Annotated in this window: 14 protein-coding genes; 11 read left to right on the top strand and 3 right to left on the bottom strand. The window is 68.7% G+C overall.

Going from position 1 to position 14554, the window contains the following annotated elements:
• Positions 1-41: 41 nt before the first annotated feature.
• From J2Y70_RS03840 to J2Y70_RS03860, 5 genes are all read left to right on the top strand, one after another.
• Entirely contained in the window at positions 42-1364 is a 1323-nt protein-coding gene (locus J2Y70_RS03840; RefSeq protein WP_191825155.1) for a nitrate/nitrite transporter, read from the top strand.
• A 208-nt stretch (positions 1365-1572) separates the two neighbouring features.
• Positions 1573-2775 carry a coproporphyrinogen III oxidase gene (locus J2Y70_RS03845; RefSeq protein WP_191825156.1) on the top strand — a complete coding sequence of 401 codons (1203 nt, stop codon included), beginning with the start codon at positions 1573-1575 and terminating at the stop codon, positions 2773-2775.
• Positions 2776-2830: 55 nt separating this feature from the next.
• The gene (locus J2Y70_RS03850; protein WP_191825157.1) at positions 2831-3577 is read left to right on the top strand and encodes a helix-turn-helix domain-containing protein; all 747 of its coding nucleotides are present in this window, start codon (positions 2831-2833) and stop codon (positions 3575-3577) included.
• A gap of 206 nt (positions 3578-3783) precedes the next feature.
• Entirely contained in the window at positions 3784-4032 is a 249-nt protein-coding gene (locus tag J2Y70_RS03855; protein ID WP_191825158.1) for a hypothetical protein, read from the top strand.
• Complete coding sequence (locus J2Y70_RS03860) at positions 4029-4856, top strand: cyclic nucleotide-binding domain-containing protein (protein WP_225209861.1); 828 nt, start codon at positions 4029-4031, stop codon at positions 4854-4856. Before J2Y70_RS03855 ends, J2Y70_RS03860 begins: the two co-directional genes overlap by 4 nt.
• Positions 4857-4949: 93 nt before the next feature.
• On the opposite strand, the gene J2Y70_RS03865 is transcribed toward J2Y70_RS03860, so the two are convergent.
• Both J2Y70_RS03865 and J2Y70_RS03870 read right to left on the bottom strand, forming a co-directional pair.
• Positions 4950-6173 carry an NnrS family protein gene (locus tag J2Y70_RS03865; protein ID WP_191825160.1) on the bottom strand — a complete coding sequence of 408 codons (1224 nt, stop codon included), beginning with the start codon at positions 6171-6173 and terminating at the stop codon, positions 4950-4952.
• A 364-nt stretch (positions 6174-6537) separates the two neighbouring features.
• Positions 6538-7155, bottom strand: a complete 618-nt coding sequence (locus tag J2Y70_RS03870; RefSeq protein ID WP_263395923.1) for a TetR/AcrR family transcriptional regulator — start codon at positions 7153-7155, stop codon at positions 6538-6540.
• Positions 7156-7280: 125 nt separating this feature from the next.
• Between J2Y70_RS03870 and J2Y70_RS03875 the strand changes: the two genes are divergently transcribed.
• The 3 genes from J2Y70_RS03875 to J2Y70_RS03885 all read left to right on the top strand — a co-directional run bounded on the left by J2Y70_RS03875 (position 7281) and on the right by J2Y70_RS03885 (position 11385).
• Entirely contained in the window at positions 7281-9542 is a 2262-nt protein-coding gene (locus J2Y70_RS03875) for a TonB-dependent receptor (protein ID WP_309913533.1), read from the top strand.
• A gap of 11 nt (positions 9543-9553) precedes the next feature.
• On the top strand, positions 9554-10726 hold the full coding sequence (locus J2Y70_RS03880) for a tyrosine-protein phosphatase (protein WP_309913539.1): 1173 nt from the start codon (positions 9554-9556) through the stop codon (positions 10724-10726).
• Between the two features lie 206 nt (positions 10727-10932).
• The gene (locus tag J2Y70_RS03885) at positions 10933-11385 is read left to right on the top strand and encodes a hypothetical protein (protein WP_309913541.1); all 453 of its coding nucleotides are present in this window, start codon (positions 10933-10935) and stop codon (positions 11383-11385) included.
• Positions 11386-11432: 47 nt separating this feature from the next.
• Here the strand turns inward: J2Y70_RS03885 and J2Y70_RS03890 are convergent, their stop codons facing one another.
• Entirely contained in the window at positions 11433-11930 is a 498-nt protein-coding gene (locus tag J2Y70_RS03890) for a hypothetical protein (RefSeq protein ID WP_309913544.1), read from the bottom strand.
• A gap of 51 nt (positions 11931-11981) precedes the next feature.
• Between J2Y70_RS03890 and J2Y70_RS03895 the strand changes: the two genes are divergently transcribed.
• The 3 genes from J2Y70_RS03895 to J2Y70_RS03905 are packed head-to-tail and all read left to right on the top strand — an operon-like array spanning position 11982 to position 14238.
• Positions 11982-12659 (top strand): STN domain-containing protein, encoded by a 678-nt coding sequence (locus J2Y70_RS03895; protein WP_309913547.1) that lies wholly within the window; start codon positions 11982-11984, stop codon positions 12657-12659.
• Complete coding sequence (locus tag J2Y70_RS03900) at positions 12656-13192, top strand: RNA polymerase sigma factor (RefSeq protein WP_309913550.1); 537 nt, start codon at positions 12656-12658, stop codon at positions 13190-13192. Before J2Y70_RS03895 ends, J2Y70_RS03900 begins: the two co-directional genes overlap by 4 nt.
• Positions 13192-14238: a DUF4880 domain-containing protein gene (locus tag J2Y70_RS03905; protein WP_309913553.1), complete on the top strand. Its 1047-nt coding sequence runs from the start codon at positions 13192-13194 to the stop codon at positions 14236-14238. Before J2Y70_RS03900 ends, J2Y70_RS03905 begins: the two co-directional genes overlap by 1 nt.
• The last annotated feature ends 316 nt before the right edge of the window (positions 14239-14554 follow it).

Raw genomic sequence — 14554 nt, forward strand, 5'->3', positions numbered from 1 at the left:
CAGGCGCGCCTGTGCCTTTCACTACGAATGCAGACCATGCGATGAACGCCGTCCTTCCCTCCGCTGCCCAGCAGCGCGCCTTGTGGCTCAGTACCTTCGCCTTCACCACGTGCTTCGCGGTATGGATGATCTTCTCGATCGTCGGCATCCAGATCAAGCAGCAACTGGGACTCAACGACACCCAGTTCGGCCTGCTCATCGCCACGCCGGTACTGAGCGGTTCGCTGATCCGGGTGAACCTGGGCGTGCTGACCGACCAGATCGGCGGCCGACGCCTGCTGACCGCGGTGATGTTGTGCGCGGCGGCGTCCACCTGGCTGCTGACCTATGCGCGCAGCTACCCGCAGTTCCTGTTGGCGGCGCTGTTCGTCGGCATCGCCGGCGGCGCGTTCTCGGTCGGCGTCGCCTACGTCTCCAAGTGGTTCCCGGCGGCGAAGCAGGGCACCGCGCTGGGCGTATTCGGCGCCGGCAACATCGGTGCGGCCGTGACCAAGCTTCTGGCGCCAATGCTGATGGTGGCGGCCGGCTGGACCACGGTGGCGAAGGTATGGGCCGTGGCGCTGGCGGTGATGGCGGTGATCTTCTACCTGTGCACCCAGGAAGATCCCTCGCAGGCCGAACGCAAGCGCTCGGGCGTCAAGCCGATGTCGTTCCGCGAGCAGATGCGGCCGCTGGCGAAGCTGCAGGTGTGGCGCTTCTCGCTCTACTACTTCTTCGTGTTCGGCGCGTTCGTGGCGTTGGCGTTGTGGTTGCCGCGCTACCTGATCGGCGCCTACGGCATGGACATCCGCCAGGCCGGCCTGGTCGCGGCCTGCTATTCGATCCCGGCGAGCCTGTTCCGCATCGCTGGCGGCCTGCTGTCGGACCGCTATGGCGCGCGCCGGGTGATGTACTGGACGCTGAGCGTATCGGTAGTGTGCACCTTCCTGCTGGCGTACCCGGATACCCGTTACGTGATCAAGGGCATCGACGGCGACATCGCCTTCCACCTGGCGGTTGGCGTGGTCCCATTCACCGTGCTGGTGTTCGTGCTCGGCTTCTTCATGTCGCTGGGCAAGGCCGCGGTGTTCAAGCACATTCCGGCCTACTACCCGCAGCACGTCGGCGCGGTCGGCGGCGTGGTCGGCATGATCGGCGGGTTGGGGGGCTTCGTGCTGCCAATCGCCTTCGGTGCGATGAACGACCTGATCGGGGTGTGGACCAGCTGTTTCATGCTGTTGTTCGTGCTGGTGAGCATCGCCCTGGCGTGGATGCACTTCGCGGTCCGGCGCATGGAGCATCGCCAGCATCCCGGCCTGCGCGCGCAGACCGACCTGCCGGAGATCGCCGAGGCCGCCGCCGCAGCGAACGCACCTCTGGCCTGAACCGCCTGCAGCGACGCCTGAGACAGGACGGCGCCCACGGTTGCGGGGCGAGCCGCTCGGTCTGCTGCGCATCCGAGACGTCGGCGCAGCCATTCGCAACACCGCTCGCCCCGGCGCACGGTCGCCACCCGATCGCGATCGTCGCGTTCGAGCGCCGACTTGATCTTGATCAGGGCCTGGCTGGCAAGTGGCCGCTAACGTGTCCGGCATGGAATGCTCCCCGTTCGCGATCGACCGGGCTGCTCTGGCACGCTACCTGCCTGCAGCACCGCACTGGCCGTTGCATCCGCCTTGCGCGCACTACGTCTGCGGCTTCGGCGATGCCGATTTCGCCAAGACGGTGCGGGTCGGCAACGACCACCTGATCCCGCGCTCGCTGACGTTGTGCTTCGGCGCTCCGCGGGGCGGGTCGCCGATCGCGCCGGGCGAGTACCTGCACTGCCTGTTGCGCGCGCTGGCGCGGAGCGCGGCGCTGTTCGACGAGGATCGCGAAGTGCTGTACATCGTGCTGGGCGAAGGCTTGCCCGAGCTGATCGGCTGCGGCGGCGTGGCGCGCTTGCTCAATGCGATCCCGCAGTCGCTGCGCACGGTCGCACGCGCGGACGTGGCCGTGCTGTTGCGGCCAGGCAATTCGGTGGCGGCGCGTTCGCTGGTGGCCGCGGGCTGTACCCGCGGGGTACTGCTCGACGACGGCACCGCGTCCGCGGCGTCGCGGCTGGCCGCGCGCGAGGCAATCGCCGGCGCCGGCTTTGCCGCCACCGGTCACGTGCTGGCCGGATACCCGGATGCCTTGCGGCTGGAGGAGGTATTGTCGTGGCGACCGGATCGGGTGGGACTGGCCTGGCTGGCGGCGGTCGGTCCCACGCTGCCGCGCCTGCTGGCCGATGCGGTGCAACGGCTCGGCGAGGCCGGCTATGCGCCTGCCGGGGCGGACACCTTCGCCGTGGCGTCCAGCCCGCCCTGGCGCCGCGGCAGCCGTGCGCAGTATTGCGACCTGACCGGAACGGTGCGCGCCGAGCGCACCGACCTGATCGGCATCGGTGCGGGGGCGGAGAGCCAGCTGGGCGAGGTGTTCTGCCAGGCGATCGGCGATCCGGCGCGCTGGTGCGCGGCCGTCGCCGCCGGGCGGCTGGGCATCGAGCGCGGGCTGGTGCAGTCGCAGGACGAGGCCATGCGCGCGGAGATCATGCAGTCGCTGGCCTGCGACTACCGGCTGGATGCGCGGGCGACGCAACGCACCGATGCCATGCCGTTCCACGACGAATTCGCGCTGGCGCTGGCGCGGCTGCGACCGCTGGAGGAGCAGGGGCTGGTCAGCTGGAACGACCAGGTGCTGTCGCTGTCATTCACCGGCGCGCTGCTATGGCGTATCGTTGCCGCATGTTTTCAGCATCCAGCGTCGGCTCCCTAGCCGGTAACCCGTCGCCGCATTGCGGCAGCCCCGTTCGCGTGTCCAGGTGCGGCCGATGACGTCGTCCGCTCCCCCGCTCAATCCGGCCGCGTCGAGCGATGGCGACGAGCTGCGCTTCTGCTCGACCTGCGCGTTCTCCGATGCCTGCATCTCGCAGGGCTACGACAAGTCGATGCTTTCCGAACTGCATGTGCTGGTGGATCATGTCGGCCCGTTCCATGCCGGCGACTACATCTTCCGCACCGGCGAGGAATTCCGCGCCATCGCCGCGGTCCGGGCCGGCATGGTCAAGACCTTCGTCAACGACAGCAACGGCAACGAGCAGGTACTGGGCTTCAGCCTGCCGGGCGAAGTGATCGGGCTCAACGCGATCCATTCCTCGCGCTTTCCCTGCAACGCTGTGGCGCTGGACACGGTGCTGCTGTGCCAGTTCTCCTTTCCCAAGATGACCCTGCTGGCCTCGCGCATGCCCGGCCTGCAGGCCAAGCTGTTCAGCCTGCTCAGCGCGGAGATCGGCAAGGCGTCGATGCTGGCCGCCGACTACCGCACCGAAGAGCGCATGGCCGCATTCCTGCTCGACCTGTCGCGGCGCTACGCGCAGCGGGGCTTCTCGGCCACGCGTTTCAACCTGACCATGGCGCGCACCGAGATCGCCAACTACCTGCGCATGGCGCCGGAAACGGTCAGCCGCGTGCTGCGCCGGCTCGGCGACGACGGCATCATCGCGATCAAGCAGCGCGAAGTGGTGTTGCGCGATCCGGCGCGGCTGGAGGCGTTCGCATCCGGCGGGGGGAGCCCGTAGCCGGATGCTCCTAGATCGCGTCGCTCGCGGCGCGGCCAGCGACACGTGCCGCATGCGCTGTCCTGTGCGCTCCTGCAATGCACGAATGTGAGCCCCGGTCCGCTTGACTGCGGTCAAGGCGGTGCCGCGTACCGCGGCCTACAGTGTCGGTGTCCCGGATGCGACCGCAGTTGCGCGGCGCGACGGTGCATGCACGAGAGACCGCCATGTCCATCCATTCCGAAACGCCGCTGACGGCGGAACGTATCGCACTGATGCAGGCCGCGTTGCGAACCACCGATCCTGGCGCCGAACTCAGCATCGATCGGGCCAGCGGCCAGCTCGACATCGTGACCTCGCTGCCGGCGCACGAGGTGCTGGCGGTGCTCGGCAGCTTCGGCGCGAAGCCCGAACTGGTCGCCGATGGCGATGCGCCAGCGGACGGTGGCGGCTGCTGCGGGTGCTGTGGCGGATGAACGCGCGGCGGCACGCTGCATCCGCGCGCGCCACCGCCACGTCGGTTGCGTCACCACCTAGGCACACGAGCGCACTCCACCCGCCGGTACCGCGCCGGCTGCCGATCTGTCCCAACCGCAACGGCAGCGCCATGCGGCAATGCCTGATCTGCGATGTCGGCGCGCTCTGCCTGGCGCGTGGTCACGAGCAGCGTGTGCACGACATGCACCTGCACGTCGTGCACAGCGGCCCGTACCCGGCGGGCGCGTGCCTGTTCCACGAAGGCGATCCGATGTTGGCGTTGCTGGTGGTGCGCAGCGGCACGGTCAAGCTGGTCGTCGGCGCGCCGTCGAGCGAGGAACAGATCCTCGGTTTCGCGATGCCCGGAGACGTGATCGGGCTGGACGCCATCCACGCCGAACGCCACGGCTGCAGCGCGCGCGTGCTCGAGGCCACATCGCTGTGCCGCCTGCCGCTGGCCACGGTCACGCGGTTGACCGAGACCGTTCCCGGCCTGCAGCGCAACCTGTTGGACCTGCTCAGCCGCCGCCTCGATCGGAGTACCCGCCTGCTGATCGGGCGCTACGAGGCAGACCAGCGCCTGGCCGCCTTCCTCATGCTGCTGTCGCAGCATGCGCAACGGCGCGGGCTGTCCGCGCAGCGGCTGCACCTGGGAATGCCGCGCACGGACATCGCCAACTACCTGCGGCTCACTCCGGAAACCGTGAGCCGCACATTCCGGCGCTTGCAGTTGCGGCGGCTGATCGAGGTGAGCAGGCGCGAGCTGCAACTGCTCGACCTGGCGGCGTTGCATCAGATGGGTGGCGCACTGCTGCCGGCCTGACGCGCCATAGTGTGCCATGGAGCGCCGGTTGGCCTTTGGCGACGTGGGATTTGCGAAGCATGCCAGTGGCGCGTCCCGCCCGCGATGGTGCGCTCAGCCGCCCTTGCCGTCGGGGCGCGGACTCAGGTAGATGCGGCCGATCCGGGCTACCCAGGGAGCCAGCGCCAGCAGCCAGCCGACGGCGGCCGCCACCTGCCAGCGCAACGGGTCCGGTGTCAGTTCGGCGACGACCCGCATCGTGGCCACACCCTGGATCGCGGCGAACGCGAACCAGGCCACCGGCGGCATCGTCAGCGGGCGGCCGGAATGGCCCTGCGTCACCCGCGTCACCATCGCCACCAGCAGGCTGCCGAACAGGCCGATGGACAAGGCGTGGATCGGCCCACGGCCCAGCAACAACTGCCCGGTGAGCAGACAGCCCACGCTCTGGACCACGTATAGCGCGTAGGTGACCGGCAACCAGGCCATGCCGATGAACAGCGCGGCCAGCAGACCGGGCATGCAGCCGCGCGGCCACCAGCGCCATAGCGCGTACGCGGCGAGCGCGAGCGCAGGCGCGTCGGCCAGCCATAGCCAGGCGTCGGCGCCGGCCAGGGCCAGCGCCAGGTGCGCGAGCAGCGTTGCCCACATCGCAGCCAGCCACCACAGTGGGCGCCACGCCACGTAACCCGGCACCGCGTTGCCGGCGAAGAACGGGAACATGCGATGGGCGACGCTCAGGTACAGCGGCAGCAGCAGGCCGAAGCTGCCCAACGCGATGTTGGCGGCCATCAGCCTGCTCTCGCCGGCGGCCACGCCCGCGAACGCCAGCAGGCCCAGCCAGCCCAGCAGCAACGCCGCGTAGCACGAGTATGCGTGCCAGGTGCGGCCGCGCTCGGCCTTCAGCAGCCCGCCCAGCACGACCAGCGCACCGCTCCAGCCGGCGATGGCCAGCGCCAGTCCCAACCACAGGCCCGGCGCCCAGCCCAGCATCGCCAGCAGCAGCGCCGCCTGTCCGCCGAACAGCCCGGCGCCGATCGGCACATAGTGTCGGCGCGGCAGTTCCGGCAGTCCCATCCAGCGCGGGAACACGGTCAGCAGGAAGCCGAAAACGAAACTGGGCAGCACCAGGTACTGCATCGCCAATGCATGCAGCCAACCGGCCGGCAACGGCGGTTGCGGCAGCGCCCAGCCGCCGTGCAGGCCGGCCAGCCATAGGGCCCACCAAGCCATCAGCAGCAACAGGTTGCCTGCGCCGACGAAGAACAGCAGTCGATGCGGCGCGCGCGCCAGCATGGCCGGAGAAGGATGCTCATGGGACGCGGGTAGGTTAGGCATGGCCGCTAGTTTCCGGTCGCGACCCGTGCGTGTCCTTGACCTTGGTCAGGCGCCGCCGCGATACCTGGCGGCGTCCGGTAGGAGGCGCTCGCGACTGCGTCGTTAGTGAGTCAAATTGCGAGTCAAAGTGGTGGGCCGTCCTGATGAATTTTTAATTCTTACAATGGCTTGTAGGGTTAATTCGGTTGCTGGTGGGCCACCAACAAGCGGTCCCACGGACGCCTGGTTACGGTGCTGCACGATCTCCTGCCGAGCCTGCCAGCCGATCACGCAAATCTGCTTGGCGGCCGGGGCGCACGAAGAACACTGGAGCAGACGTGAGGGCTGCGTTTGACGTGGCCCGACTTCGTTGCGCGGCTCTGTCTCAGCCTTCCAGCGCCAGCGGCACCACGCGCTGCAGCAGAGCTTCGACCAGGGCCGGGTCGAAGTCCGGTTCGCGCGCAGCCATCAGGGCCAGGCCGTCGGAAAAGCACTGGATCATGGCCGCGGCCAGTTCCAGTTGGTCCGCAGCACGGCTTCGTCCTTGCTTGGCGTCGCGCTGCTGCAGCCAGCCCACGACCATCTGGCGCATGTCTCGGCCGTTGCGCTGCAGGTCGCGCGCGACGTGGACATCGCGCATGCCCAGCGCGGTGATCTCGCTCTGCAGGCCGACATGGAACGCGCTGACCTTGCGGCTGCGCCACAGTTCGAAGGCCGATTGCAGCGTGTCGGCCAGGTCGTCCGCGGCCTGGATCCGCGCCAGGCCCTGGCGACTTTCCTCCAGGTGCTGCTCGATCAACGCCAATACGATCGCGCGTTTGTTCTGGAAGTAGTGGTAGGGCAGGCCGGTACTCAGGCCCGCGCGCGCTGCGATCTTGGCCATCGACGCGGCCTCGAAACCGTCTTCGATGAAGCACTCGCGCGCGGCGTCGAGGATGCGCTGGCGCTTCTGCCTGGCGTAGTCGTTTTCCGAAGCGGCGTCGCTGCTGGCGAATGAAGGCATGGATTCGCTCGCACGTGGGAGTGACGCCGATGGTAGCCCAGGGAAGTGCGTTGAACGGTCATTCAACTGTCAACGGCGGCTCGCAAGATTGCCGGCTATTCCCACCCCCTTCAGGAACCACCACAATGCGTCATCCTCTTTCCCGCGCCGTCGCCCTGGCGCTGGCCGCGTTGGTCGCCGGGCCGGTGTTCGCGCAGGAAGCCCCGCAGGAAGCCGCGACCCGGCAGGCGTCCGATCCGGTCACGCTCGACCAGGTCGTGGTGAGCGCGCAGAAGCGCGTGACCAACCTGCAGGAAACGCCGATCTCGGTATCGGTGCTCAACGACGAGGAACTGAAGGATCGCAGCGCGATTTCCCTCGGCAGCCTGGCCGACGGTTCGATTCCCTCGCTGCGTATCGCGCCGTTCGCCACCCGCAGCTCGGCGCTGAACATCGGCATCCGCGGCATCGGCGCCAGTGGCGATGCCAACCAGCCGGCGCGCGACCAGGGCGTGGGCGTGTACGTCGACGGCGTGTTCCTCGGCCGCGCCCAGGGGTTGGGGACCGCGCTGTACGACGTGGAACGCATCGAGGTGCTGAAGGGGCCGCAAGGCACGCTGTTCGGCCGCAATACCGAAGGCGGCGCCATCAGCATCGTGACCAAGGCGCCGACCGGCGAGTTCGGGCTGAGGACCAACGTCGGCGTCTCCAATTACGATGGCTACAGCAGCGGCATGCACCTGGATCTGCCGCGCGTGGGCGACGTCAGCTTCAAGATCGACGCGGTGCAGGCGCATCGCGGCGGCACCACCGACAATCCGATGCGCGGCCAGGAGGATTTCAACGGCTACGACAAGCGCGGCGCGCGCCTCAGTGCGCTGTGGCAGCCGAGCGACAGCTTCGAGGCCCTGTACGCGCTCGACCATTCCTACGACGCGACCACGCCCTACCATGCCCAGTACCTGGGCGGCGGCAGCGCGCGGCGCGGCCCGCTGCTGAGCGCCGGCGCGCAGCGCGACCGGCGCGACTCAGCCATCATCGGCGTGCCGCAGGAAGAGAACGTCGGCAAGACCGATGGCCACCTGTTGAACCTGACCTGGACGCTGTCGGACGATCTGCAGCTGAAGTCGATCAGCTCGTACCGACAGCTTGAGCAGGGCCAGTTCGACAACGGACTGAACGATGCGATCTCCTCGTTCGCGCCTAACGGCGAGTTCGGCCGCTACAGCCTGGCCAAGTTCTACCAGCACCAGTACAGCCAGGAGTTCCAGCTGATCGGCAACACCGCGCAGGTGGAATACGTCGCCGGCGCGTTCTACTACCACGAGACCGTGGGCGACAACGCGCAGACCCCGAACACCTTGCGCTGGAACGCCGACGGCAGCGCCTACACCACGATCAACCAGCCGCTGGACCTGGGCAAGGTGCGCATCGACCGCGCCAGCAAGGCCAAGGCCGACAGCCTCGGCGTCTTCGGCCAGGCCACCTGGACGCCGGCCTCGATCGAAAACCTGCACCTGACCGCCGGCGGGCGCTGGACCAAGGACGACAAGGAAGGGCGGCTGCACACCTTGAACGGGGTGGCGTCCAACCTGGCATTCGAAGGCTCGTGGAGCCGCTTCGACCCGATGCTCAACGTGGCCTACGACCTCGGCGACGACACGATGGTCTACGCCAAGTGGAGCACCGGCTTCAAGGCCGGCGGCGCCAATTCGCGTTCGATCAGCTACCGCGCGTTCGCGCCGGAAGAGGTCGAAGCGATCGAACTCGGCGCCAAGACCCAGTTCTGGGACGATCGTGCGCGGTTGAACCTGGCGCTGTTCTCCGCCACGGTCAAGGACCGGCAGATGGACTTCTTCCTGCCGCTGGCGCCGGGCCAGACCCGTACCGTGTCCGATACCACCAATGCCAGCACCGACGGCAAGTCCAAGGGCGCGGAACTGGAGTTCAGCATCATGCCGCTGGACGGCCTGACCCTGAGCGTGGACTACGCCTACACCAAGGCCGACCCGCTGAGCGCGCCCAATCCGTACGTGGCCGGCAATCCGCTGGTCACCGTGCTGCCGCTGTACGCGCCGGAAAACGCCGGCAGCGTCGGCATCGACTATCTGGTGCCGCTGGGCGCTTCGGCGCTGAAGTTCCACCTCGACGGCAACTGGTCCGACGGCTACTACACCAGCGAGGTCGAGCAGACCCTCACCGACAGCTCCTTCGTGGTCAACGCGCGCGTGGCCCTGATCGATGTGCCGCTGGGCAGCAGCGGGGCCACGGCGGAATTCTCGCTGTGGTCGCGCAATCTGCTGGACGAGGAGCACCTGTTCTACACCAGCAATACCGCCAGCCTGGGCACCTACGGCATCTTCAACGACCCGCGCACCTTCGGGCTCGACGTCGCCATCCGCTTCTGAGGAACCATCACATGAAGAACAGCAAGCCACTGTTGGCCCTCGCCATTGCCGCCCTCGCGTTCGACGCGCAGGCGCAGCTGCCGACCGACATCGCCGTCGAGCGCGTTTCGCCGACCAGGATCGCCGTGGTCTGGACCGGCGCGCTGGCCGTCGGCGAAAAATTCGACCTCGTGCTCAGCGATGCCCAGGGCAAGGTCCCCGGCAACGCCAAGCGGATCGACGATGCGCCCGGCGCCGCCGGCCGCGTGGAGCTCGAACATGCCGCCGGCACGCGCCCGTACGTGCTGGTCGACGACAACGAAGGCCACAAGGAAGTCGTCGCCGAACGCGTGCTGCCGTTGGAAGGCGGGGTCAACTTCCGCGACCTCGGCGGCTACCGCACCACCGATGGCCGCAGCGTCAAGTGGGGCAGGCTCTACCGTTCCGGCGTGATGAGCGACCTGACCGATGCCGACTACGCCTACCTGCAGAAGCTCGGCATCAAGACCATCTGCGACCTGCGCTCGCAGGAAGAGCGAAAGGTCGAGCCGACCGATGCGCAGCGCATCACCCAAGGTGGCGACTACTACAGCCTGGACTACAAGCTGGATTTCGACCCGGGCGCCTTCGCCAAGGCGTTCTCCACGCCGTCGGCCAACCCGGAAATGGCCGCGCTGCGCGTGTTCGGCAGTTTCTACCGGACGATGCCCAAGATGTACGCGGCGCAGTTCAAGCAGGCCTTCGCCGACCTGCAGGAAGGCAATGGCCTGCTGTTCAACTGCAGCGCCGGCAAGGACCGCACCGGCGTGCTGGGCGCGCTGGTGCTCACCGCGCTGGGCGTGGCCCCGGATACGGTCAGCGCCGACTACGCGCTGAGCGCGCTGGTCTATCCGAAGCAGGAAGCCGCACGCAAGGCCAAGCACGCCGCGTCCAAGGCCAAGGGCGAGCCCAAGGCCGACGGCCCGCACAGTTCGACCATGGAAGCGATGGGCAAGCTGCCGCCGGAAGCGCTGAAGGTGTTGTCGGGCACCGACGCCTCGCTGATCGCGGCCGCGTTCGACCAGATCCGCAACGACTACGGCTCGCTCGACGCCTACTTCGAGAAGGAACTGGGGGTGAGCCGCGAAGACCGCAAGCGTCTGCAGGCGATCTACCTGGAGCCGGCGCCGCTGGTGGCCGCAAGCGAACGGCGCGCCGCCCGCTAGCGGACGCGGCATCCTGGGCGCCATCGCCAGCGCCGCGATTCCGATCATCGGCGGTGACGGTAGCGGCCGGCAGCGCAGGGGCGCGGCGCAGTCGGCCGCTTCGCCGCGCCCACGCTTGCGCACGGCACCACGGGCGAGACTTTGCGAGGACGGAAGAGATGCAACACGACAAGACGGGACACCCGCGATCCGGATGGCGGTATCGCTTGCGCACGTTATCGCTGGCAAAAACGTTCGGCTTCGCCTTGGGCGGCGCGATGCTGGCCGCTGGCGCCGGGGCGACGGCAACGTCGGTGCAGGTACCTGTGCCCGCGCACTGGGCGCGCTACGCCGCGCTCGCCAGCGGCGAATTGCAGCACCGCCTCAGCGACGCAGGCGGCGAACTGGTGACGCGATTGCATGCGTGGCTGGAGCAGCCGCAGGTGGCGGCCGCACAGGCCGAGCCGTGGGTGGTGCGCATCTGGATCTCGGCGCAGGGCGGCATCGAACGCGCCGAGTTCCAGACGCTCGGCAGCCCCCAGGCCGACGCCGACCTGCGCGCGCTGTTGGCCGCCAAGCCGCTGTCGGCGCCGCCGCCGGCCGACATGCCGCAACCGCTAGTGCTGGGGCTGTCGCTGCGCGCGAATCCGGACTACGTGCCGTATGGCTCGCAGCGCTGAGGTGCGGCCGCGCGGCGTCCATTCCGTGCCGCCGCTCCTTTGCCGCTTCAACGGTTGGGGACGACCGGGCGCGGTGCGGGCGGCGGCGGCCGTTGCGGCGTGGTGGACTTGCCGAAGGTGTTGCCCATCCGCTGGCTGGTGGCGGCGCGATCCGCCAGTCCCAGTGCGGCCGGCGGGCGCCGGGCGATGCGCTCGGATGCGGTCATGGCCGCGGGCCGGCCGTCGGCAGTTGTGTGTTGGCCGGCGAGCATCTGGCTGAAGCAGTCGTAGTCCGGGATGCGTTCGCCGTTCACTTCGACTTCGATGCAATGGAGCGCCTCGTCGTCGGCATCCCGCGGTTCCGGGTCGACCGCGTGCGCGTCGGCCGCAAGCAGCGCCAGGGCGATCGGCAGAATGGACAGACGGGGACGCGACGTTCGAGGTCGGGGCATGGCTGTCACTGGATTGAAATCGAGCCCGATTAGTGTGATGGATTCCGCGTTGCGATGGTGGCGCGTCTTGCATGCAGTTTGATGACATCTGGACGCGACGCCATCGGTAGCCATACGCCGCGGCATGCGTCCGGATCATCCAGGGGCAGGTGGTGTTCGCTCGCCGTGTTGGCGCTCGCCTGGCTGCATCCGGCGCTAGCGTTCGCGGACACACCTCGGTCGGGCGACAGCGCGCAGGCGCGGGTGGAGGCGGTGCGCGCGTTCGACATCCCTTCGCAACCCTTGGCCGATGCATTGCAAGCGTTCGGGGAGACGAGCGGATTGGCCGTGCTGATCGATTCGCGCCTGCTGGTCGGGCTGGAGTCGTCGCCGGTCGCGGGGCGCTATCGGCAGAGGGAGGCACTGCAGTTGATGTTGGTCGGCACAGGGCTTGCGCCCAGGTACGTAGAGGACGGGGCGTTCACGCTGGTGGCGACAGATACGCTCTCGCCCGGCACCGAAAACACGTATGCGGCGCCCGCGACGGTGGCGGGAAGCGCGGCTGCGCGCGCGGGCAGCGCGCGCGTCATCCAGCGCTCGCTGGAACAGGCCTTGTGCGCGTCGACGCTGGCGCGCCCGGGGCGTTATCGCGCCGGGGTGCGCTTCTGGCTGGACGAGCGCGACCGGATCCGGCAGCCGGAATTGTTCGAATCCAGCGGCGATGCGCAACGCGACGCGGAGATCGTGCGGCGCCTGGCCGGCTTGCCGCTGCGCGGCCTGCCGAGCGAGGTGCCGCAACCGGTGATGCTGTTGTTGCTGCCGGAATCGGACACGTCCACGCCGCCGTGCAAGCGCTCGCGATGAGCGCCGGCCTGCGCAGCCTGTTCCTCGACAACTACGAGGCCTTCCGCAAGCGCCTGAGGCGGCGGTTGGGCTCGGACGATCTGGCGCTGGACGCGTTGCAGGAAACCTGGCTGCGGGTGGAGCGCATGGGCGCTGCCACCCACCCGCAGCGCAATCCGGTCGCCTACCTGTTCCGGATGGCAGTGAACGTCGCCTCGGACCAGCGCGCCAGCCAGGCGCGGGTGCTGACCGGCGAAGAAATCGAGGCGCTGATGGACGAGGACACCGGCGGCATCGATCCGGCGGTGGTCGCCTTCGGCCAGTCGGAACTGCTGCTGCTCGCGCAGGCGCTGCAGGAACTCAGTCCGCGGCAGCGCGCGATCCTGGTGGCGGCGCGGATCGAACAGCGGCCGTTGGACCTCATCGCCCAGCAACATGGCGTGTCGCTGCGGATGATCGGCAAGGAACTGAAGAAGGCGCTGCAGCACTGCGCGATGCGCCTGGACCGGCAAGTCGTGCAGCGGTTCGGTCCGGGCGCGGGAAAACCGTCCTGATGAATATGAAGACCACAGAACCGATGCACATCGGTGCGTCCGTCAGGGAGCAGGCGCAGCACTGGCTGCTGCGGCTGACGTCCGGTCGCGTCACCGCGGACGATGCGGAGGCGTTCCGCCGTTGGCGCCAGGCCGATCCGCTGCATGCGCGCGCCTTTGCCGAAGTCCGGCAGGTGTGGCGGGCGCTGGAGCCGGCGCACCGGCTGGCGGTGGTTGCCGAGCGCGAGCGTGCCGACGCCGCTCCGGCGCCCGGCACTGTCGCCACGCCGCTTGCGCCACCTCCGGGCGTCAGCGCCGGGCGCGGGCATGGGCGCGAGCGGCGCATGGGACGTCGCGCGTTCCTCGGCGGCGCGGTGGCGGCCGCCACGGGCTGGATGGTCGTCAAGTCGCCGTTAGGTCTATGGCCGGACTGGCAGGAACTGTCGGCCGACTACCGCACCGCCACCGGCGAAAGCGTCCAATTCGATGTGCAGGGATTGAGCATCGCGATGGCCACCCGGACCGCGCTCAAGCGCCAGTCCGGCGCAGGCCGATCGGTCGCTATGGAACTGCTGGAAGGCGAAGCGCAGTTCGAATTGCCGCGCGCCGCGGCGGCAGGTGTGTCGATCCTGGTCGCGGGAGCCGAGGTCATCGCCGCGCCCGGCTCGCGCATCAACGTGCGTTGCGTGGACGAGGACATCCGCGTGACCTGCCTGCAGGGCGAGGCGCGGGTCAGCCGCAACGGACGCAACGTGGTGCTGCAGCCGGCCTGGCAGGCGCGGTTGGCGCCGGACCGGATCGCATCGGTGGCGCAGGTCGATGCCGAGCGCATCGACGGTTGGCGGCACGGCCTGCTGATCTTCAATAACGAGCCGCTGGCGGCGGTCGTGGACGAGATCAATCGCCATCGCAGCGGCCGGATCGTGGTGACCAACGGCGCCCTGGCCGAGCGGCTGGTGCAGGCGCGGATCCCGCTCGATCGCCTGGACACCTTCGTCGACCTGGTGCGCGATGCCTATGGCGCAAGGATCCTGTCGATGCCGGGCGGCGTGGTCGTGATGAGCTGAGGCGGTCTTCAGGCGGTGCCGGACGATCGCAGGGGAGCGGTCGCCGCGTGCCGCGGATGCCGCAGGCGCGTCGGGCGCGCGCGGTATAGCGCGTCCACATGACATCGGCATGAAACGCGCCAGGCGATTTGCGGCTGTTTCGCGGCGCTCATGAAATTTTTGTTGCAGCGGTTCAGTCCGCGCCGCAAGCGCCGGTCTTATCCCTCGTAACGAGCGCAACGCGGTGCATTGCGAAGATCGTGGCCCGCGATGCGCGGCCGCGATCGGCAGGGATCGAAGGCGCTCGTCCATATCAGCGAACGATATTCCGACGGGT

The sequence above is a fragment of the Xanthomonas sp. 1678 genome (genome assembly GCF_031455575.1).
Taxonomy (GTDB): Bacteria; Pseudomonadota; Gammaproteobacteria; order Xanthomonadales; family Xanthomonadaceae; genus Xanthomonas_A.